Annotated in this window: 12 protein-coding genes; 3 read left to right on the top strand and 9 right to left on the bottom strand. The window is 29.0% G+C overall.

The genetic code is table 11. The features are described from left to right. Positions 1-4 precede the first annotated feature (4 nt). The 6 genes from CLPUN_RS07620 to CLPUN_RS07595 form a co-directional block, all read right to left on the bottom strand. Complete coding sequence (locus CLPUN_RS07620; protein WP_077846710.1) at positions 5-2242, bottom strand: glycoside hydrolase family 48 protein; 2238 nt, start codon at positions 2240-2242, stop codon at positions 5-7. A 183-nt stretch (positions 2243-2425) separates the two neighbouring features. Then, positions 2426-5173 carry a X2-like carbohydrate binding domain-containing protein gene (locus tag CLPUN_RS07615; RefSeq protein WP_077846709.1) on the bottom strand — a complete coding sequence of 916 codons (2748 nt, stop codon included), beginning with the start codon at positions 5171-5173 and terminating at the stop codon, positions 2426-2428. Positions 5174-5624: 451 nt separating this feature from the next. Further along, entirely contained in the window at positions 5625-8177 is a 2553-nt protein-coding gene (locus tag CLPUN_RS07610) for a dockerin type I domain-containing protein (protein ID WP_077846708.1), read from the bottom strand. A 545-nt stretch (positions 8178-8722) separates the two neighbouring features. Beyond that, positions 8723-9727, bottom strand: a complete 1005-nt coding sequence (locus tag CLPUN_RS07605) for a right-handed parallel beta-helix repeat-containing protein (RefSeq protein WP_077846707.1) — start codon at positions 9725-9727, stop codon at positions 8723-8725. Positions 9728-10396: 669 nt separating this feature from the next. After that, positions 10397-11560 carry an iron-containing alcohol dehydrogenase gene (locus tag CLPUN_RS07600; RefSeq protein ID WP_077846706.1) on the bottom strand — a complete coding sequence of 388 codons (1164 nt, stop codon included), beginning with the start codon at positions 11558-11560 and terminating at the stop codon, positions 10397-10399. A gap of 348 nt (positions 11561-11908) precedes the next feature. Further along, on the bottom strand, positions 11909-14278 hold the full coding sequence (locus tag CLPUN_RS07595; RefSeq protein WP_077846705.1) for a glycoside hydrolase family 31 protein: 2370 nt from the start codon (positions 14276-14278) through the stop codon (positions 11909-11911). A 409-nt stretch (positions 14279-14687) separates the two neighbouring features. Between CLPUN_RS07595 and CLPUN_RS07590 the strand changes: the two genes are divergently transcribed. Further along, complete coding sequence (locus CLPUN_RS07590; protein WP_077846704.1) at positions 14688-15590, top strand: AraC family transcriptional regulator; 903 nt, start codon at positions 14688-14690, stop codon at positions 15588-15590. Positions 15591-15896: 306 nt separating this feature from the next. On the opposite strand, the gene CLPUN_RS29150 is transcribed toward CLPUN_RS07590, so the two are convergent. Beyond that, positions 15897-16472 (bottom strand): cell wall-binding protein, encoded by a 576-nt coding sequence (locus CLPUN_RS29150; protein WP_077846703.1) that lies wholly within the window; start codon positions 16470-16472, stop codon positions 15897-15899. Between the two features lie 143 nt (positions 16473-16615). Then, entirely contained in the window at positions 16616-18679 is a 2064-nt protein-coding gene (locus tag CLPUN_RS07580) for an RNA degradosome polyphosphate kinase (RefSeq protein ID WP_077846702.1), read from the bottom strand. Between the two features lie 204 nt (positions 18680-18883). Between CLPUN_RS07580 and ppx the strand changes: the two genes are divergently transcribed. Next, complete coding sequence (gene ppx / locus CLPUN_RS07575) at positions 18884-20392, top strand: exopolyphosphatase (RefSeq protein ID WP_077846701.1); 1509 nt, start codon at positions 18884-18886, stop codon at positions 20390-20392. A 375-nt stretch (positions 20393-20767) separates the two neighbouring features. Here ppx and CLPUN_RS07570 read toward each other — a convergent pair whose 3' ends face one another. Continuing rightward, on the bottom strand, positions 20768-21337 hold the full coding sequence (locus tag CLPUN_RS07570) for a hypothetical protein (RefSeq protein WP_077846700.1): 570 nt from the start codon (positions 21335-21337) through the stop codon (positions 20768-20770). 205 nt (positions 21338-21542) lie between these two features. Between CLPUN_RS07570 and CLPUN_RS07565 the strand changes: the two genes are divergently transcribed. Then, on the top strand, positions 21543-22724 hold the full coding sequence (locus CLPUN_RS07565; protein WP_077846699.1) for an AI-2E family transporter: 1182 nt from the start codon (positions 21543-21545) through the stop codon (positions 22722-22724). The last annotated feature ends 445 nt before the right edge of the window (positions 22725-23169 follow it).

The raw sequence follows: 23169 nt of genomic DNA, 5'->3' as shown, positions 1-23169 counted from the left end.
CAATTTATTCATTCCCAAGTACATTTTTTCTTAATATAAATAAATCTGCTGTATTAACTCTACCATCATTATTTAAATCAACATTTTTAAGTCTTATTGGAACCGTTGTATCTAATATATATTTTTGTAATGTAAGATAATCTTGAATATCTACTGATCCATCACCATTTGCATCTCCAGCAAGAATTACGTCTTCATCTATTATTGGTGGTAATTCTTTTGATAGAATTGAGTAAGTACCATTTGCTATAGCTGCTTCTGATTCTTGCCAAAAACGATGATATTTAAATACTGAACTTTTTCCTGCTTTATAATCTTTTTCTACCTTTGCAAAATCAGGATCTTGTTTATATTTAGAACGAATGTCTATAAATTTCACGCCTGGCTTAATTTCATCTCCATTAGGCATTTTTCCAGACCATCCATCTGGTATATATATTTCTTGTTCAAACAATCTACTAAAGTCTTTTTCTTCCGCAACTGATAAGCCTTTATCATCTTGAGAATTGTTCCACATACCATCTAAAATACCTTTTGCTAATTTTGTATAAGATTCGTCATAAGTCGAATGTTTATGCTTTCCTGCAGAATAATATATTAATGTATTAGCTAATGACGATGACATTCCAACATCTACTGTATAATCTTTTACACTAACATGAAGTCCTGGATTTCCAGTATAAGTTCCATTCCATGTATCTGGTTGTCCTGACCAACTTAATGTATTTGGTATTGAATATGTTCCATTACTATTAACTTTAACTACACTTTTAATCCATTTTGCCCATTTATCAAGTACAGCTTGTGCTCTCTTATCACCTGTCTTATAATATAATTCAGCAACACGTTGCATTGACCAAACTTGCATACCAAACCAGTCATTACTTGGTGGATCACGATATACAGGTGCATAATCATATGCCATACCATAAAATGTTGGTGTTCCTGCTGGATATTTGCTATAACTTCCACTTTCTGTAGTTAGTGAGTTAGTTGCTCCACCTGCTATAGCACCTTCTGAAGATTGTAGCCATTGATAGAATTCTAATTGACGATCTAGACTCTTATCCCAATCAGATTGACCATTTGCTGATTTAGGTTTAAAGTCGCTATCTTCCGACATTATCCATGCTGTCATTGGATTTTGATATCCAAAGTGATTATGACTTGCTCCAATTTTCCAAGACCAATCACTATTAGCACTTCCACCCCAAGCATAATACCATGACATCAAATAACTTTGACTTGTATTTAATTGATTATTTGATCCTATACCCATAGGTTTAAAGTATTTATCAAACATTGAGTATCTTAAATAATCGCCCATTTTAGATGCTTTGCTAACATATTTGGTAACATCCTTACCTTGAGTTTTTGCCCATTCATCAGCCCAATATGTTGCTTGGATAGCACGCGCATCTGCATCAGGTGCATTTGTATAACGCCATTGCTTTGAATAATTATTATCACCAGTAAATAAATCTAAATATCCATTTTTACCTCCCCATTTAAACATTTCATAAGATGGTTGAGGCACTGTTTCCCAAACTGATTCATCTGCTCCTCTTTGGAATGTGTTTATATATGATGGTGCAGTACTACTTGCATCTCCACGATTACCATAACCATACCAGTTATCAACGTCAAGAAGCCAATGCATTCCATACATATCACCTGTTCCATATGCATTTTTTAATTCGTCACTAATTGGATCCCTACCAACTGGTGCTCCAAATTGCAATTTACTTGGATATTTATTAGTAGATAAATATTCATTTGCAAGTGTCGCTGGACTGTTAGGATTATATGAATTCATTCCAGGTTGATCTTTACTACCTGGTATAATATATTTATCTGCTGAGTCCCATGCTTGTTCAAATTCTGACCAGTTACCTGTAAATTTTCCATACATAGCCTCAAGCCACATATAGTAACTATAAGCTTCACTAGTTGTTTCATGACCATAGTCTGGTGCTTCACACATCATTGTTTCAATTGAATGATATGGTACCTTTAATGTTTTACCATTGTCAGTAATTTCTCTAAAGTAACCATTGTCTGAATCATGAATTTTTCCCCATAAGCTCATAAAACGTTTTTGATACTCATCATCCGCTTGAGTTGTAGCAGCTGTTGCATTTTCAGTAGTCGCCGCTATAGCTGCACTACTAAATACAGATGTAAAACACATTGCTGAACACATAATGGATGCAACTATTATTTTTAATTTTGCTTTTATCATTATAACTTCCCCTTACTATAATTTTTTATTTTGTATTGACTAATCTTCTTAATTATTATTGAAGATTAGTCAATATTTTTTATATACTTAGCATCTTAAATAAATTAACTTTCCATCAATTCAAGATAAATCTATGGTTTATAAGTTTTTAAGATATTTTAAATAATAATTTTATCTAAACTATTATTTAACATTTATGCTTCCATTAGTGAATGCAATTTTTATTTCATTTCCATCAATATCATAGAATGAATGATCATCATCATTAAATTCAATAGGCATTATACCTTTTGGTGCAGTATCTTTTATTTTTAATTTAATATTTGCTAGTCCACCAGCTGTTTTTATTGTTTCTTCATCACTCATTGCATTATCTATAAATAATATTGATATTATTTTTTTATCTGGATATACATCTGATAAGAAATTCACTTCTGGATTTGTAATTGCACTACCTGCTTCTACACCAACAACTTCAACTAAACTTGGATCATATTTGATTCTGTAAGCAAAGTTTGCTATTCCCGCTTTTGGCACACCAGTTAAATTAATAGGAAGAGTTATTGTATCACCAGCTTTTGCATCTATTTGCCCAATACCTGCAGACATATCTGCTGGTGCAACGGCTTTTGTAATATTAACAGTTAATTTAGCTTCTTTTCCATTACTAAATTTGAAAACAAACTCAGAACTTCCAACTGGTAAAGTTGCTAAATAGTCTTTACTTAAAGTTACAATTGTTCCATCAAATTTATAATCTTTATCTTTTTCTAGAATTTTCTCTCCATTTTGTATTTGAGTTAATTCTTTGCCATTTAATAACACTCCAACTTTTACATCTGATGGATTTGTTATTTCAAAATTTTCAAGTGCTGTGCTTAATGCTGGATCTACATCCACTACTACATCTCCGCCAATTGTTATTGTTCCAATTTTGTAATTTACTATATATTTATCTGAATCTTTATCAACAAATGTTCCTGGTTTAGTTACTTCTATTCTACTTGTTGTGTTTTTAACAGTATCCTTAATCTTAAGATTGATGTTCATAAATAATCCATCTTTTACTATAGCTTCAGCATCTTTACCTGTAGAATCAGCATACATTACGCTGATAACACCAGTACTCTTATCAATTACTTTAAATAAAGTTTTATTTGGATTTACTAATATATCTCCTGGTGTTATTGTTACATTTTCAAATAATTCCGGATCATATTTTATCTTAAAATTACATCCATTAAGTCCATCAGCAGTAATTCCTGTGATAGTTAAAGGTATTGTAATTACTTCTCCAGCCTTACCCGAAACATCTGGAAGATTTAATACTAATCCTTCTTCAACTCCATTGATAACATTAACAGTGAATGTTTGAGAGTTTCCTTTGCTAAAATCAAATGTAAGTTTTACAGATTGTCCTGCTTTAAGAGTATCTAAATATGCTTGTGTTAATGTTACTGTGCTTCCATTAACAATATAGTCTGTACCTTGTTTTAAAACTACATCATTATTTTTAATGTCAACTAATGTATTACCATTTAGTGTCATTTCTATTTTTATATCTGCCTTATTTTTTATGTTGTATTCTCCACTAGTTGGAGTTATTAATGCATCTTGGTGAGAATCGCTAACATTAACTTTTAAAGTTTGAGCATCCCCTTGACTAAATTTAAATGTAAGATTTTTAGTCCCTGTTGGTAAAGTTCCAAGATAATCCTTGCTTATAGTTACTTTACTTCCGTCAACTGTATAATCTTTTCCCTCTACTAATCCTTCAATTCCATTGAAAACATTTCCATTTAATTCCATGCTAACAACTACATCTGATAGGTTTTCTTTATCAACATTTACACTGCTAATGCTTAATTTAGAATCTGGAATAACTGGACCTTCTACTGGAGCAGTTCCCCAAATAACTTTGTTATTTACAGATGCTGTTACTTTATTTCCTGCATTGTAAGAATAGTCATTTGATTGATCATAATTTTTCCATCCATCTTTATTAACTGATGCTTGTACTTCCATAGATTGTCCTGCTGCAAGAGTTCCACCATTAAAGCCTACTTGAACATAAGAATCAGCACTGTTTACTGCTGTATCCAATTTTTTTATTTCGCCAACTACATTACCAGTGAAATTTTGATAAGTTCCTCCCACTGTTCCTGCATAATAGCAATTGAACGTTTGAGCTTCATCTCCATCAGCTGTATAATAATACTTTAATTTTAATGTTGTAAGATCTAAATCAGCACCACTTTTATTAGTTACTGTAAATTTAGGAGTTAGGGAATTAGCGCTTGTTCCATTAGATACACTAACTTCAACCTTTGCATCATTATTTGTAACTGGAGTATTTGGATTACTTGGATCAGTTGGAGTCACAACTTCTGTACTAGGTGCTACTCCCTTTATTACTTTTCCACCAACTAATACTACTGTTTTATCAGCATTATCAAATGAGTAATCATTAGCTTGATTAAAATTTGACCAATCTTTTTTGTTAAAATTTGATTGAACGCTTACTGTTTGACCTGCTTCAAGAGTTCCCGCATTACTATCAAATCCTATTTCAAGATAAGTATCAGCACCTTCCATAGCTTTTTCCATAGTAACAAATTTTCCAGTTACATTTCCTGTAACACTTCTATATGGTGTTGGTATATCTGCATTATAACAATGGAATTCTTGTTCTTTTTTGTTATCTGCTGTATAGTAATATCTTATTTTTACATCTGATAAACTAATTGCTGCATCTCCATTGTTAGTCACTTTAAATGTAGCTTTTACTGAATTTGTAGATACGTTAGTCTCTACACCTGCTAAGTCTAGGTTAATATTATTAGTTGCCTCCGCTGCAAATGTAGGTGCAGTATATAAACTAGAAGCTACTGCCACTGCTGCCATAATAGTACAAATTTTTAATCTTTTCATTAAAATCATCCTTTCTAATTTGTTAAAATAAAATAGTTAAAGTTTAAAGCTTAATAAATTCCTCTTATTCTCACCTCCTAAGATTTACCCCTTATTTGTTATATGTCTTCAATATTCCTAAAATTAGTTTAATATTAATTAATTTTACAGAATAGAGATTGTATATACATTATATTATAAATATTACTGTTTTTCCTTAAAATATCATATCTTATCTTTTATATGTCATATAATTTGCTCTTTCCTCTAATTTTTCATTTAAGCTAAAATTATGATACTTTATGCATTTTACTTGACAATTATTTATTTTTCAAAAAACGTTTACTCACTCTAAATTCAAAGAAAGAGAGAATAAGCCGTATAACTTATACTCTCTTCCATAAATTACACTTAGTTATAATTTTTAGCGTAAATTTATTTTTTCTTTTAACTTTTCATAAAAATAGACAATTTAAAACATCTTTCTCAAAGCAAAAAGGTCTGCTGTATTAATTCTTCCATCCTTATTTAGGTCAGAATTATTAATATTTATCTCAATTGACTCATCCATTATATGCTTTTGTATTGCTAAATAATCTAAAATATCTACAACTCCATCATTATTTGCATCTCCAAGTATTTGATTTTGTTTTGATGTCGCATCTCCATATACAACACCAAGTCCATTAGTAGCTATATATACTCTTCCATAAATTCTAGGATCTCCACTAATATCTGCATTAGCAGATCCATATTGATGTTTATCATCATTGATTCTTGTCCATGTTTTACCTTCATCATTTGAGCGGAAAAATCCTCGAACATTGTCTATTTTAGCATTTGTATATATTGACACATAATCTGATCCGTCTGCCGCTTTACCATATCCAATTGTATCAGCTTCTTGTATACCTTCAATCTTTGTGAAGGTTTCACCATAATCTTTAGAATGCCACATTCCATATACGCCTTCATCAGCATTTCCACTTGTAAGCCATATTTCGCCCTCTTTACCTGGAACTGCTTTAAACTTATCTGTTCCAATTTTAGGAAGTCCATCAGCATTTGTCACTTTAAATGTTGCTCCTCCATCATTACTTCTATAGAATTTTCCATTTAAAAATCCATAAAATACTTTTGGATTTACACGGTCTGAGGCTACCTTAGTACCATTTGGAATTCCAGTACATGCTGTCCATGAGCTTCCATTATTCTTAGAGTAACTAATCTTTCCAGATGTTGGACTCCATACAACTGCACTTGCATCTGCTGCTGCTGCAACTGTTCCTCCTGAATCAGGATTCATACCATCTGCATCTTTTCCTTGGAACCAATTCTTACCGCCATCATATGAAAAGCCACAGCTCTTTACACGGTCTTTATTATCTTTTGACACATTGCCTGAACGAACTATAAAATTGGGTTGAAGCTCTGCATAATCCATACTTGTAGTATTGAAATTTGGAGTTATCATCATCTTCTTTGGTGCTTTAGTCAAATCGTCATGAACAAATCCACAAATATCTCCCATTCCGCTTATTAAATTAGAACCTGTTGGAGGACTGATTACCGAACTTACTGAAGCCTCTTCTATCCCATCAGCCTTTACTGAAATATCAATTTTCTTCCCCTTATCCCAATTAGTTAAATCATCAGTTCCGTAAAGTGTTGCTCCTGTTCCATACATCATACGATCAGAATTAAATGGATCAATTGAAATTCCACCTACCATCCAACCAAGCTTTGGTGCAGTTTCTGGCATACTCTTATACTCACCCCAGTCAAGCCAAGGTGCTTTCGATATATCCTGTGTATAATTTAATTTACGTTCAGGATAATTTCCCCAAGACCAAATTGGAGACCAGTTTTCCCCTCCATCTATACTTCTATACATTTGAACATCTGGCCACCAATTCAAATTTGTTACCATTATAACTTTTGGATTTTCAGGATCAACTGCTAGCCCTGCATAACCAGAAAAATTATCTGAACTGCTAGGCTTAACAGGGCTTATATTTTTCCATTCCCCTGTTTTAGTGTTATATTTCCACACATCGCCTTTAGCTCCATCATATGGTCCGCAAGTATTACTATAAGTAATATATAAATATCCATCAGACGATAATACTCCATGATGTGGTAAAAATGCCTTTGGCGTTGAATCTGTAGTTGATGTTACCCAGCTTGATTGATTAGCTAAAGTAGGCTGTCCCTCAACTGCTGACCAAGTGGCCCCACCATCTGTACTCTTATATATACTTTGTTTAGTATCTGCTACTCCAACATATATAGTTTGCGATGCATTTCCTTTACTTCCTGTAGTAGGATCAAAAGTTACCCACACAACTCCAATTTTATCGTTAAAATACGGATCAGAATAATCACCGGTTGCTGTAAAGCTATCTACTTTAGCCCAAGTAGTTCCATAATCTGTACTTTTCCATAAACCATTTCCATTATGAGTGCCTAGATAAAGCACCTTGTTATCATTAGGATCGATAACCAAACGTTCTCCCATTGAACGCCCTGGCATGTTTCCTCCTATCTTAAACGGTAAATCAATTCTTTCCCAAGTGTCCCCTTTATCCGTTGAACGGAGAATAGCTCCATTATCATCTGTCCACTCATTTGTGTAGGTACCAGCTGCTAAATATACTCTATTAGTTTCTACTGGATCTGCTGCTAAACTTTCACATCCTAGAAGATTCCAATCATCATGACTTATCCAATCAGTAAGAGCTTTCCATGTTTTACTTGAAGGATTCCATCTGTAAACTCCTCCCATATCAGTTCTTGTATAAATTAAATCCTTTTCTCCTTGATTAAATATAACTGCTGGAATAAATCCTCCTCCACCTCCAGTCTTGACCTTGTTCCAATCATAAGTCTCCTCTTTAGTACTTATAGTTGCTGCAGCGCTAGTTGTAGTTGCTGCATTTACAGTTGCACTAGTAAGCGAAATTGAACCCGCAAATGTTGTTACAAAACATAATGTAGCAATTAAACTTATTTTTCTTTTTCTCATATACTTTCCTCCTTAAAAACATAACTTTATATCTATATTACCATTCTTTATATCCATAATTTTAGACCTTTATCGTAAATTGACTAAACATAGTCATAAATGTAGTAAATATTAGAATTTAATTGTTTGTGTTTGAATTATCATATTTTATGAGGAAAACTAGTATATATTGCGAAATAGAATATTTAATTTGAAAATGAAAGTGAAAAGCTAGCTATTAGGATAATATATAAAAGACTAATTTTACTTATAGACATTGAAGCTTTTTGTAGCTAATCTCAAATACTTAATAATAAAATAAGGAAATATGAGTAATATATTCATATTTCCTTATCTTCTTCTTATTTTTTTAATATTGTATATATTTCAATTAAATTTATTCAATAAAGTTAGTTCCATATGCTAATGCTAATATGGTTTTATTGTAAGATTATTACTGCAACATAATATATTTAATTGTGTTTTTAGTATAATTTCCTTAACATTAACAATTTCTAGTTAATTTAGCTAATGAAAATCATCTCTTGCTATTTCATATATCTATCCTATTTTACAGTTTGACTATTTGTTACTCTAGCTCCTGAAATATTGTTTTTCCCTCCACCTATAGATGTACAACCATCAATTATAGCAGTACCAAATTTGATTTCATATCCTAATGCAGATGGTTTACCTTTAGCTGGGAAATTAAAATTACCTTTAGCATTATTTTTCCCAATACATCCTTTCATTGTAACAACTCCAGTTTGATTATTTCTATCAAATCCAGCATTTGTATTTCCTTCTGCTGTACAGTCGATAAGTACATGGTTTAATGCATCCGCATGTGGTTTTACACCTGGAGTTTTATTATCTATTCCTCCAACTTTAAATCCATTTCCATCACCTTTTATTCCATTACATTCTCCATTTTTAATAGCCTTACACCTTGTAAATGTTACAGCTCCATGAGCAGCATATAAATCATATCCATCATCTGAATTTCCTTCTGCTGTACAATCTGTTAATGTATTTCCTGTACCTGAATGTAATTTAATTGCAAATCCATCAGCATTCTCTCCTTTTGCATCCGCATTACTATAAGAATAAACATTATTTAAAGTATTGTCAGCTGCTCCATTTGATAATTGAACACCTGCATCATGGTTATTGTGGACCTTTAAGTTTATAAGTTTGTTTTTCTTACCTTCCATATAGATTCCATTATCTGCAGCATTACAAATTTCCAAATCAGTAATAGTAGATCCATTAGTATTAATTGTTAATCCTCTTTTAGAACCAGATGTTAAAGAAAAATCTATTTTCCCTTTTCCTGATTTTCCTGTTATTGTTACTCCTGCTGGCACAGTTACCGCATCTGATTTTACAGTTCCAATAATATTAATAGTGTCTCCAGCTTTAGCTGATTTCAAAGCAGCTACTAAAGAAGTTCCATTAGCACTAACGTCTATCTTCGTAGCTGCATAAGCCGTTGTGCCTGCTAATAAACTTCCTCCTGTAACCATTACTCCTAGTGCTGCAATTAGACATAATTTTTTGATATTTTTCATAATATGTGTCCCCCTTTTATATTAATTAATTTATTTATTTAATAATATATGTTTAATTACATATACCACTTAATACATATGTTAACGTGAACAATTAGTGGAACTTTTATTCTTTTATGTCGATACTTTAAAGTAATTATTCAAATCTTAAACAGTTTAAATTGGTTTTGCACGTTTCTTTTTTCCACAACCAATTTACAATATCACTTTAACATTTTATTTTTCAGCAGTAAATAGGTATATCTTCAACCAATCTTTTTTATACTCATTGTACAAAGTAAACATACAATTGCATTTTGTGACAAGGTTTCATCATTTCATGACATATTTTAATTTTATTATCGACAATAAATTACCTTTCTTGCTAAATTGTTTTTTTACATTTTAACAAGAAAGGCAATTTATTTTTAATTTATATAAGTATAATCAATTCACAATATAAAAAACCTTGTGCATTACTCAATTAATGTATAGTTTATTTATAAGAACATATATATGTTACAATTAGTTCTTTACATCATATTTTTAGTTATTTATTCTCTCTATAACCTTTTGAATGTTATTTTATTATTGAAACATATATATTGAATTTACATTAATTTCATTACTTAACTCTTCAAAATAATAAAATTAATTAATATTACAACTTTGTTATCAATACAAAGAAAGTTAAAAAGCAGCCTTAAAAATATTGATAATATCATTTTCATCAAGTGGTTTAAAGGCATACTTAAAATATGGATTCATAGCTTTCTTAGCCATTATATCTAATTTTTCTTCTTCAATTCCAACTTCTCTCAAAGTACTTGGAATTTCTAGCTTCTTGAAAAATTCTGCGGTCTTGTCTATAGCTATATTAGCAATTTCAAATTTATCTAAGTGTTTATCTATGCCCCATACATTTATTCCATATTGAGCAAATTTATTAACAGTAATATCATCTAATGAGAATCTCATCCAATGTGGTGTAAGTATTGCAAGCCCTACTCCATGAGTTATATCATAAAATGCACTTAATTCATGTTCCATTGGATGTACAACCCATGGTGCACTTCTTCCATAAGATATTAATCCATTAATAGCCCAGCTTGATGCCCACATTAAGTTTGCTCTTGCATCATAATTATCAGGTTCTTCCATTGCTATTGGCCCATATTTTATACATGCTCTAAGGAGTCCTTCTGCTGTACTATCTTGAATATCTACACCTTTTGTATGATTGAAATAGTTTTCAAAAATATGACTCATAATATCAGCGGTTCCTGCTGCAGTCTGTTTTTTAGGTACTGAGTATGTGTACTCTGGATCTAAAATTGAAGCTTTAGGTTTCATATTTTCATGAGCTGTACCTATTTTTTGATTAGTAGCCATATCAGAAATTACTGCATTTTTATTCATTTCCGAACCAGTAGCTGATAATGTTAATACTGTAATTATAGGTAATACTTCTTGTATTTTTTCTGGATTAGTTACTAAATCCCATGGATCACCATCATATTTTACTCCTGCTGCAATAACTTTTGCACAATCAATTGAGCTTCCTCCACCTACAGCTAATACTACCTCTACATTATTATCTTTGCAAATTTCAATTCCTCTTCTAACAGTTTCAATTTTAGGATTTGGCTCTATTCCTGAAATCTCAACATAAGATATTTCATTATCCTTAAAATTTTTAACCATTTCATCATATAGTCCAATTTTTTTAATACTTCCTCCACCATAGGCTATAAGCACTTTGTTACCATATTCTTTAATTATGGTTGCCAGATTTTTAATTTGCCCTTTTCCAAAGTAAATCTTTGTTGGTATTGAATAAAGAAAATTTTCCATAAATGCACCTCTTCCTTTTAATATTAGTGTATATAATACAGAATTATTTAATTATCTATATTGTATTACTTTAAATTTAATTTTTATTTATTTTTGTAATAAACATCTTTATATTTTATCTTACACCTTAAAGTTTACTCTAAGTCAATAATATATATTTTTTCTAATGTATAAAATAGTGCTAAACATACGTCTAACACTATTTTACCATAATATTAAAATTTTGATATATATATTTATCTAACCTCTATTACTTCTTTTATAAGTAATATTATTATATTAGTCTTATATGCATAGATTTGTTAATTAGAATAAATATTTATTCAACAATCTTTTTATTTGGTGATTTTATCCTACCCAATTAGAAATAATAGCTTTTCCATCTACAACATTAACTTTTTCCCCATTTACATTTAAGCTCTTTCCGTTTAAATTATAGATAATAAATTCTATTTTTTTATATTTGTCTTCATAATTATGATCTATTATCTTAACTTTCATTTCAACTTTATCACCATTTGCTACCTTTATTTTATAATCATTAAATTCTCCAGCTTGATATTTAAAACTTTCTCCATCATCAATATAATGATGATATCTTGTTTCTGTGTTTTCTTTGCATAAATAAACTTCCACTTTTAATGTATCAATTTGCTTTTCACCAACGTAATTTTGATCTTCACCTATTGGAATTATACTCCCTCCCTTGATAAATATTGGGCATATATCTAATGGAGTTTCTTTAATTATATTTTGTCCACCTTTATATTCTTCTTTTGTCCAATAATCTATCCAAGTTTCTCCTTCTGGAAGATATATCATTCTTGCTTTTGCACCTTGTAGGGCAACTGGTGCAACTAATATGTTATCTCCACAAAGGAATTCATCATTGATTTCATAAGTGTTTTTATCCTCTTGATAATTAAATAATAGTGGTCTTATAAGTGGTGCTCCACTCTTGCTGCAATTCCACATAGCATCATAAATATATGGAAGTAATTTATAACGTAATTTTATATATTTTCTATTAATTTCTTCTGTATTTTCATCAAAAGCCCAAGGCTCTTGATCTCTAGTTCCCATAGCTGAATGATTTCTAAATAAAGGAGTAAAAGTTCCAACTTGTACCCACCTACTTAATAATTCTGGACTGCAATCATGTCCAAAACCACCTACATCAGTTCCACAAAAGCCCATTCCGCTAAGTCCAAGATTCATAAGCATTGGAAGTGACATTCTTAAGTGTTCCCATGTACTTTGGTTATCTCCAGTCCATATAGTTGAATATTTTTGAGTTCCAGCATAACAAGCTCTGGTTACTATAAATGGTCTTTTTCCAGTTTCTTTCTTTACCCCTTCATAAGTAGCTTTAGCCATCATATGTCCATAAACATTATGTGCTTCCTTGTGTTTTACTGGAATTCCATCATTATCAAACATAACATCATCTGGAATTGGTCCTTTAAAGCTTGCTGGCTCATTCATATCATTCCAAATACCACTGACACCAGTATCTGTCATTATCTTTTGATTTTCTGCCCACCATTTTCTTGTATTTGAATTTAAGAAATCTGGATAGACAGAATCTCCTGGCCAGACTTCATTTCTATAAACTATTCCTTGATTGTCAGTTGCAAAATATCCATTTTTAAGACCTTCATCATAAATTTTATAGCCTTTATCTACTTTAACACCTGGATCTATAATCGTTACTAATTTAAACCCCATACTATTTAACCTTTTTATCATAGCTTCTGGATTTTCAAATCTTTCATCATTCCAGGTAAATACTCTATATCCATCCATATAATCAATATCTAAATATAATGTATCACAAGGAATTCCTTTTTCTCTAAAGTTATTTGCAATTTCCATAAGTCTTTCTTTAGTATCATATGACCATCTGCACTGTTGATATCCAAGTGTCCATATTTGTGGAAGTGGCATTGTTCCTGTGATTTTAGTATATCCTTCAACCACATTTTTAACTGACGGTCCATAAATAAAGTAATAATCTAAATTCCCATCTGCTCCTGAAAAATAGTAATACTTAGGATTGTCTCTTCCCATATCAAAGTGAGTTTCAAAATGATTATCAAAAAATATACCAAAAGCATTTTGTTTATTAAGACAAATTAAAAATGGTATTGATTTATAAAGCCTGTCAAAGGTTTCTCCATGAGGTTTTGGATCATCTGTATTCCAGTTTACATAGTGATACCCCTTTTTATTTAGATGACCTGTTTTCTCTCCAAGTCCATAAAAGTACATTTCTTCTTCCATTTTTTTAGAAATATATATTTTTTCTTCAAAAACTTCTTTTAAGTCATGACCTTCGGCCTCTGCAAGTTTAAAATCTGCAGTTCTTCTTTTAAAATGTTCTTTTTCCCCTCTATAATCTTCACATAATATAATTCCTTTTTTATCATAAACGTCAACTTTAAATTCATCATATATCTTAACTAGTAATTTTTCTGTTGATATTTGAATTCCATTTTCTATATTTTCAACTTCAAAATCGCAGTGACTATCTTTTAAATTTTCAACCGCTTTAGAATTTCTTTCCTTTCTATATAAAGGCACAAAAAAATTAATCATGTAAGAATTAATTATTCTCATAAATACCTTTTCTTGTTTAAATTTAATAATCACAACGTTGTCTTCAACTTCATAATTTAATAATTTACCAAATTTAAATTCTTTCTCATACTTATTCATAAATTTCCTCCTCCATAATTAAGACTATACAAAAATAATTTTGATTACACATAATAATTTTTTGGTTATACTTATACTTTTTTAATAATATTTAGTTATATGTACATGAAATATTTTCTTTATACTTAGCAAATCTATAAATAATTCTTAATTTAAAACTAAGGTATAATACATATAAAATAACATTTTTTATTCTTTCTAACTTTTATGAGTATTTATTTTTAAGCTCAGCCGAAGGGGTATTCGGATATAAATAAATTTAACCGAGCCTAAAAATATCACATGAATAAAAAAACACTTGCAAATATTTTTTTAATATCATTATAATGTTATTATATAGCGATATAATTGAAATTTCTTGCAAAATATAAACTAATAATAGAACAATACTGCTACCCTGGAGGATTATATGAATAACTTAGAATTAAAAAATCTAAAGGAAAATACTGTTCATGGTGATTTTATTTTACCATTTACTACTTATTCTTGTGGATTTTCCGAAATATATTATACAATACCAATACATTGGCATGAAGAAATAGAATTTACAATAGTAAATGATGGTATAGGTGAATATAAAATAGATTTGATCCCTTATAAATTAGAAAAAGGTGATTTAATCTTAATAAAACCATTTTCTCTTCATTCTATAAATCAGCTTAATAATAAAAATATGCATTGGCATACTATGGTATTTAATTTAAACATGTTAAACAGTGCTGTCACAGATGGTTGTCTAATTAAATATTTTGCTCCAATACTAAATAATGAACATCAATTACCTATATTAATTAAGAAAAATTCAAAAGGTTATGATGAGCTATATGATACAATTATAAAAATTTTTGAATGCTATAAGTCTAAAGAAATTGCTTTTGAAATTGAATTAAAATCTTTACTATATCATTTTTTTGTACTTCTTTATAAATACGACTTAATAGTAAAAAATAAAGTTAATTCTTTATCAAGTGATGTAACTAATAAAATGAAAATCATATTAAATTATATTAAAGAAAATTATATGGAAGATATCTCAATAAAAGACATGTGCTCTATTTGTAATTTCAGTGAATATCATTTTATGAGATTTTTCAAGAAATATATAGGTATGACCTGTATTGAATACATTAATAATTACCGTCTTGAAATTGCATCTAAACTCCTAGATACAACAGATAAATCTATTATGGATATCTCTTTTGAAGTTGGTTTTAATAATGTATCTTATTTTAATAAATTATTTAAAAATAAATTTAAATTTACTCCAAGAGAATTTAGAGGCATTAATCAAAATTTATATAAATTACAATAATATAAGTTCCATTTAAATAAAATTTTTTATATTTCAATACTTATTAATAATATAAAGAATTTAATGTGCTTTTTAACGTTTAAAACTAATGGTGCAAAAATTATTAGCGATACTATTAATAACATTATTTATATAAATATATAATGATTTATAAATTCATAAAACCATCTTAAATTTCCTTTCATTAATTGTAATTATAATTTTATAAATAAAAAAAGCTATCTCAAATACTTATTATTTTAAATAGCTTTTTATTGTTAAAATGTAATTATTTTTTATAAATTTTGTGTAAGTTAGTAAGAAAGCTTATTGCATAACTCCATTCCAGTCAATATAATATCCATCAACATATGTGTTAGATACCATAGCTCCACTAGAATTCAAATAGTACCAATTTTCTCCATAATTTAACCAACCTGTTTGCATGATTCCCTCTAAATCCATGTAATACCAATTGCCTTTTACCATTTTCCAGCCTGTTGTTGGAATTCCTTGTTCGATAAGCATCCATTTTCCCCCAGAAATTTTCCCCCAATAGTCTCCCTTGTTTCCTGTGCTTGGCTGAGTGCTTATGATTACATTTTTAGTCACTGCTGAATCCGTAGTATTACTCGCAGTTGTTGTTTTTGTTGAAGTGCTACTACTATCCTCATTCTCCGCTGCTTCCTTTGGAGTTATTGCGCTAGAATAACTATTGATATATGAGTTAACCTTTTGGTTACTTTTATCAATATCTTCCCATTCAAAGCCAGGTTCCAAGTTATTTAATTCATCCTTAGAATACTCATCCTTATCCTTATTACTTGCTGCATATACACAAGTGCTTTGTACTAAAACAGCTACTATCGCTAAAGTTAAAATTCTAATTTTATTACTTTTCATTATTATCATCTCCTAGAACATTTAATGTAAGTCATCTTTTGTTTAAAATCATAATATTCTAATTTATTATCGATTTATTTTTTTTGTTCTTGAGTATTTTTATTTATAAATTTAATACTTAATTAAATTAAACCTAAATTAATCTAGTAAGACTTATTATTAAACTTCTTACAAAGTTCTGACATATCTTCTTGTGCATTTATTGTTCTTCCTTCTGCTTCTAGCTTTTTATAAGAGCCATCTGGAAGTAAAATTCTACTTTTGACATTATCTTTTAAATAAAGTTCTAACATTTCTTTAAGTTCCTTTTTTATTATTGGCTCTTCAATTATTGTCATTGTTTCAACTCTTTTGTCTAAATTTCTATACATCCAATCAGCACTTGATATATAAATCTCTTCCTTACCATCATTATGAAAATAATATATTCTGCTGTGTTCTAGATATCTTCCAACTATACTTTTAACTTTTATATTATCACTTAACCCTTTTACTCCAGGCCTTAAGGAGCAAATCCCTCTAACTATAAGTTCTACTTTAACCCCTGCTTGTGAAGCCTTATATAAAGCAATCATAAGCTTTTTATCAATTAAGGAATTCATTTTAGCAATTATTTTCGCCGACTTACCATGCTTTGCATACTCGGTTTCCCTTTCTACTAAATATTCTAATTTTTTTCTAAGTCCATATGGTGCAATAGTTATTTTGCTCATGTTTTCCGGTTTAAAATATCCTGAAAGCATATTAAATATAACAGATGCATCTTCTCCGTATTCTGGCTTTGACGTAAGAATACCTATATCTGTATAAAATTTGGCAGTTACATCATTATAATTTCCAGTTCCTAAATGAACATATCTTTTTATCCCCTTCTTTTCCTGTCTAACTATTAGTAATATTTTTGAATGCGTTTTAAGCCCTATTACCCCATATATAACATGGCAGCCTGCTTTTTCAAGCTGTCTTGCCCAGTGAATATTGTTTTCTTCATCAAATCTAGCCTTAAGTTCAACTAATACTGTTACTTGCTTTCCATTTTCGGCAGCTTTTGAAAGAGCTGCAATTATAGGTGAATTACCACTTACTCTATATAAGGTTTGTTTTATAGCTAAGACCTTTTCATCTTGTGCTGCTGTTTCTACAAGCTTAACTACTGAAGAAAAACTTTCATATGGATGATGAAGAAAAATATCTCTTTTACTTATTGCTTGAAACATATCACCGCATTCCTGCAATTCTTTAATAGGTAAACTTTTTATTAACTCAAACTTAAGTTCATTAAATCCCTTTATGCTATATAATTTATTAATAAATGTTAAATCAATTGGTCCCTTTATTGAAAATATCTGATTATCTAATATTTCAAATTCTTGCTCTAATTTATTTATAATTCTATTGTCATTAGTGTCTTCAATTTCCAACCTTACAGCAAGTCCCCATCTTCTTTGCTTAAGAGATTCTTCTATTGTTTCAAGTAGATCTTCTGCACCTTCTTCATTTAAACTCAAGTCAGCATTTTTTGTTATTCTATAGCAAGCGGTGGTTAATACTTTAAATCCAAACAATTCACTTAAATGATTTTTTATTATGTCTTCTAATAATACAAAATTTTCGCCTTCATCTCCGGGAATAGGAACTAATCTTTCTAATACTGATGGCACTTGAATAGTCGCAAATATTTCTTGTTCACTTTTATTGGCACTTAATACCACCCCTATGTTTAATGTCTTATTTAATAATAGCGGAAAAGGTCTTCCAGAATCTATTACCATGGGTGTCAGTACTGGATAAAGAATATTTTTATAATAATCATTTACAAAATCTAATTGTTTTTCATTTAACATATCATATGTAAAAATTCTTATATTTTGCGTTCCTAAATGATCGTATAAATGGTCATAAGTTTTATACTGATCTTTTACCATCTTCCTAACTTTATGTAATATTTTATCAACCTGTTCACTAGGTGTTAGCCCTGAAACTTCTCTTTCTTCAAATCCTGCTTGAATTTGACTATATAAAGAACCAACTCTCACCATAAAAAATTCGTCCAAATTTGAACTAGATATAGCTAAAAATTTGAGTCGTTCTAAAAGCGGATTTGTATTATCTTTAGCTTCATCTAAAACTCTTTGATTAAATTCAAGCCAACTAAGTTCTCTATTAAAAAAATTTTCATGATTATCATATGTGTATGTTTGATTCATTGTTATTCTCCTCACCCAATAAACTAAATTTTCTAATTTATTTTTATTATTTGTAATTATAGTATTTAAAATACTTAATGAATAATGTAATATATTTAAATGTACACTAATATAATCTAATATTTTTGTTAATTCTATGTTAACATATTATTATTTATAAGTTAACTTTTTTTGACATATTATGTAATAAAGAGGGGGATAAAAATGAAAAATATTGCGGTAATTGATATTGGTTCTAATTCCATGCGGGTTTTAGTATATGAAATATATATAAATAACTCTTTTAAAATAATCGATGAAGAAAAAAGAATGACAAGACTTGGACAATTTATCAATGAATTAGACAATTTAACAAATGAAGGAATTGATAAATTATTAATTACTTTAGAATTCTTTAAAATTCTTTGTGAAAAAAATAATGTAGAAGAAATAATTGTAGTAGCTACTGAAGCAATTAGACGCGCAAAAAATAGATCTGAAATCGTATCTTTAGTAAAAGAGAAGCTAAATCTTGATATTAGAATCTTAAGTGGATTTGAAGAATCTGCCTATGGATATTTGTCAGTTAAGTCTACTATAAATGTTAGAGATGCTCTTTTAATTGATATTGGTGGATCTAGTATGGAAATTACTTTAGTAAAAGATAAAAAGATTGTTAATGGAATAAGCCTTCCAATTGGATCAATTCCTCTAACTAAGCTCTTTTCCTTTGATAATCCTCCAAATAATAACGAGCTATCAGAATTTAAAAAATTTATTTTTAATGAGTTTGACAAATTAACTTGGTTAAAAAATGGTAGAAATTTACCTCTGATAGGTATTGGTGGTACTGCTCGTTCAATAGGTAAAATTCATAAAAAATTTATAAATTACCCCCTAGATTTACTTCATAATTATACAATAGGCTTTGATGAAGTTAAAACTATATATGATTACGTGCTTAATCTTAGTGCCAATCAAAAATCTAAATTAAAGGGGCTTCCGAGTGAAAGAGCTGATATATTCACAGCACCTTTTTCTGCCTTGGTAATGTTTATGAATTACTGTAATTGTCCAATACTTAAAATTAGTCAATATGGTATTCGTGAAGGTGTTTTATATGAAAAACTCTTAGGAAATGAAATTGATAATAAGGATATTTTAGATTTCTCTTTAAATAACATTTTAACTACTAATGATTTAAATATTATTCATGCTGAGAAAATCCGCGATTTATCCCATGTACTTTTCGAATATTTAGAAAATCCTATTTCAAAATATTTGAATTTAGAAAATAAACTTCTTAATATTTCTGCAAAATTACATGATATAGGAGTAAGTATTTCTGTAAAATCTGCATCTAAGCATGGATTTTATATTATAATAAATTCACTTATTGCAGGGCTTACACATAAAGAACTACTAATGGTTGGCTATACAGTTGCCTTAAGTGGTAAATTTGATTACAAATTAGTTGAGGAATATAGAGCTTTATTATCTAAGGATGATATTATGATTTGTAAAAGACTTTCTGTAATATTATCTCTTGCACATCTAATTGACAAATATTTTTATAACAGTTTAACTGAAGTTGTTGTTATAAATGAAAAAGATGATTTTAAATTAGCATTACCTGAAATCAGTGTAAAATATATGAAAGACAGTTTACCTTCTGAAATCGACAGTTTATTTAAGAAATGTTTTTCAAAGAAATTATCAATTGTACCACTTTAATATATGAGTTCTAGTTAATTTCTCACATAAAAACATATATATTTAGTTTATTTATCAGAACATATATGTTAAAATCATAAAATTTATATGATTCTTTTGGTATTTTTAAGGTGTTATCATAATTTACACAATATATTTATAAGTTATTATGAATTTTTTTAGATACAAAAAACTAAGTTTATAATATTTTCTATTCATCATTAATTTATTTTTTTACCCTCAATATATAATCCAGGTTTAATTATATTATTCTAAAAATATTCGTTCAAAAAGTGTTAGAGTTTAAATTTTATATTATTCTCCTAACACTTTTTCTATTGTCATTTACTTTAAAACAATTATTTTTGTATTAATCAACTTATTCTATTAAAAAACTTATATTATTTTATTTATTTCAGAAACTATACTTTCTATGAATTTATTCTCGTCTAATTCTTTAAAGCATAATTCCCTTTCATTTATAGGTACATAAGAATAGACTGAACCTATAAATTCATATTCTTGATTAATGCGCTCTATACACTCTGTAAAAATCCCTTTTCCATCATTATATAGGGTAATGTAAACTGAACTTATACTGTTTGCCTCATCAGATACATAGTCATTGGTAAGCTTTACTTCCACTAACTTTCCATTAACCTCAATGCTACATAATACCTCATTCCAATCATGAACATATCTGTTGTAGGTTGCCATAAAATTATGCTGTTCAAATTTTTCATCTATTACATTTTCTATTTCTATAACCATGTTTTCTATACATTCTTTTAAAATATTTTCTATTTCTTCTTTAGAATATATTATTTTATTGTTGTCTCTTTCAAAATAATCAAATTCATCAACTTTCACTCCAAATTCGTATTCATCTTTAAATTTATTATATTTATAATATAAATTATCATAAGTTAAATCCTTGTTATCTCCATACTCAAAGCTTCCTCCCATATTTTAATCTCGGTCCTTTATAGTATTAATTATTTTAATATATTAAAATAATTAATACTATATAACCATAATTTAATTTTCTAATTAAATTGTAGAATTTTAATTAGAACTTATATATAATATTAATTATTATATATGAAATTAGCATGACTACTAAATTATAGCAATAAAATAAGTGAATAATTAAGGAGATAAATGTTACATTATGAAAATCGAATTTGATAAAAAATTATTAAAGTACTCAATCTACATAACTATTACAGCCGTCATAATATATATGGCATTTTTAATAATTCATAATATTGGGGTATTATTAACAGGTGCCTTTGATATTTTAGACTATTTAACTAATTTAATTAAGCCACTGCTCATAGGAATTGCAATTGCCTATCTTTTATACCCTATAACTAGAACCATTGAAAATTTTCTAAAGGAAAATAGAATATACAAGCTTCAAAATGCATCAGCAAGACGTATTTTAGCTATTATATTTTCATATCTCTTAATAATAGGTATTTTTTTAGGCTTACTTTGTGGAATCTATTTTATGATTGGTGGGCAATTATCAAAAAATACAACTATAACAAATATGACTCAAGCAATTTCTACATATTTAAGTAATACTTCATTTTCAACAGATTCTATAAAGCAAACTTTAGACAGTTTAAATAGTTCTTTAGTTGATACTATTAAGCCTTATGTTATAAATGGAATCATTTATCTGCAGCAATATATTGAAAATAACCTTGGAAATATGACATCTTATCTAATGTCTATTGGCAGCAGTATTGCAACATTTTTTATTGCACTTGTGATAAGCATTTATCTTTTAAAGGATTCTGAATATTTTTTAGGCTTATTAAATAAGCTTTATTACTTAATCTTTAGAAAAAGTAAAGCTGGTGTTAAATTTTCTTATGTATTTAAGATTATTCATGAAGTTTTTGCAAAATATCTTCGTGGACAATTATTAGAAGCATTTTTTGTTGGTGTTTTATCTGCAATAGCTCTTTCAATCGTTGGAATAGATTATGCTTTTGTCATTGGTATCATTGCAGGTATATGCAATATGATTCCTTATGTAGGTCCAGTTGTTGGTACTATTCTCGCTGCAATTATGGGGCTACTAAGTGGTCGTCCAATTAAGGTGCTTTATGCGATTATTTCAATGCTAGTTGTGCAACAAATTGATAATAATCTTTTAGCTCCAAAAATTGTAGGTGAAAGCGTTGGTTTACATGCCGTCTTTACAATGATGGCAATCTTAATCGGTGGTAATGTAGGTGGATTATTAGGTATGCTTCTTGCTGTACCAGTTGCTGCAGCTTGTAAGGTTCTATTTAGTAATTGGTATGAAAATTATATGCAGGAACAAGACAATTCTTAATTAGATAAGTGAAAATCAAAATTTTGAATTTTACTATTTTTAACTCTATCTTTTTAAATTCCTTGACAAAAGTAAATTGTTTCAATATAATTGTAATAATTTAATATATATCGCATAACAAAGATTTATAGTTTACTATATTTTAGAGTATGGGATTTGATAGTAAAAGCAATGAAAAGAATAAGTAAAAGTTGGATCATCCAAACAGAAAGTTACCGGTTGATGAGAGGTGCATGGAAGCTGATTTTGAATACATCTTAGAGCTTCGAACTGAAAAAGATTAGATATATTTAAGTATAAAAATAAGCATATTGACTTGTTTTCATTGAATATGTATGTTGGTATCTCAAGTAGGTGATGACGGCCCCCTGCACCCGTTATAGTGCTAAAGTATAACCAATTTTGGCGTACTTGAAGAGGTTAATCGTGTGAGCGGTTAATGAAT

Source organism: Clostridium puniceum, from assembly GCF_002006345.1.
In the GTDB taxonomy this organism is placed as follows: Bacteria; Bacillota; Clostridia; order Clostridiales; family Clostridiaceae; genus Clostridium; species Clostridium puniceum.
This window is presented reverse-complemented; position numbering and strand designations above follow the sequence as displayed.

What these genes read in the sequence shown, in the direction of transcription:
- CLPUN_RS07595 (WP_077846705.1), bottom strand. Translation starts at nt 14,278, where the DNA reads ATGAATAAGTATGAGAAAGAATTTAAATTTGGTAAATTATTAAATTAT.
- CLPUN_RS29150 (WP_077846703.1), bottom strand. Translation starts at nt 16,472, where the DNA reads ATGAAAAGTAATAAAATTAGAATTTTAACTTTAGCGATAGTAGCTGTT.
- CLPUN_RS07570 (WP_077846700.1), bottom strand. Translation starts at nt 21,337, where the DNA reads ATGGGAGGAAGCTTTGAGTATGGAGATAACAAGGATTTAACTTATGAT.
- CLPUN_RS07605 (WP_077846707.1), bottom strand. Translation starts at nt 9,727, where the DNA reads ATGAAAAATATCAAAAAATTATGTCTAATTGCAGCACTAGGAGTAATG.
- CLPUN_RS07580 (WP_077846702.1), bottom strand. Translation starts at nt 18,679, where the DNA reads ATGAATCAAACATACACATATGATAATCATGAAAATTTTTTTAATAGA.
- ppx (WP_077846701.1), top strand. Translation starts at nt 18,884, where the DNA reads ATGAAAAATATTGCGGTAATTGATATTGGTTCTAATTCCATGCGGGTT.
- CLPUN_RS07565 (WP_077846699.1), top strand. Translation starts at nt 21,543, where the DNA reads ATGAAAATCGAATTTGATAAAAAATTATTAAAGTACTCAATCTACATA.
- CLPUN_RS07610 (WP_077846708.1), bottom strand. Translation starts at nt 8,177, where the DNA reads ATGAGAAAAAGAAAAATAAGTTTAATTGCTACATTATGTTTTGTAACA.
- CLPUN_RS07620 (WP_077846710.1), bottom strand. Translation starts at nt 2,242, where the DNA reads ATGATAAAAGCAAAATTAAAAATAATAGTTGCATCCATTATGTGTTCA.
- CLPUN_RS07590 (WP_077846704.1), top strand. Translation starts at nt 14,688, where the DNA reads ATGAATAACTTAGAATTAAAAAATCTAAAGGAAAATACTGTTCATGGT.
- CLPUN_RS07615 (WP_077846709.1), bottom strand. Translation starts at nt 5,173, where the DNA reads ATGAAAAGATTAAAAATTTGTACTATTATGGCAGCAGTGGCAGTAGCT.
- CLPUN_RS07600 (WP_077846706.1), bottom strand. Translation starts at nt 11,560, where the DNA reads ATGGAAAATTTTCTTTATTCAATACCAACAAAGATTTACTTTGGAAAA.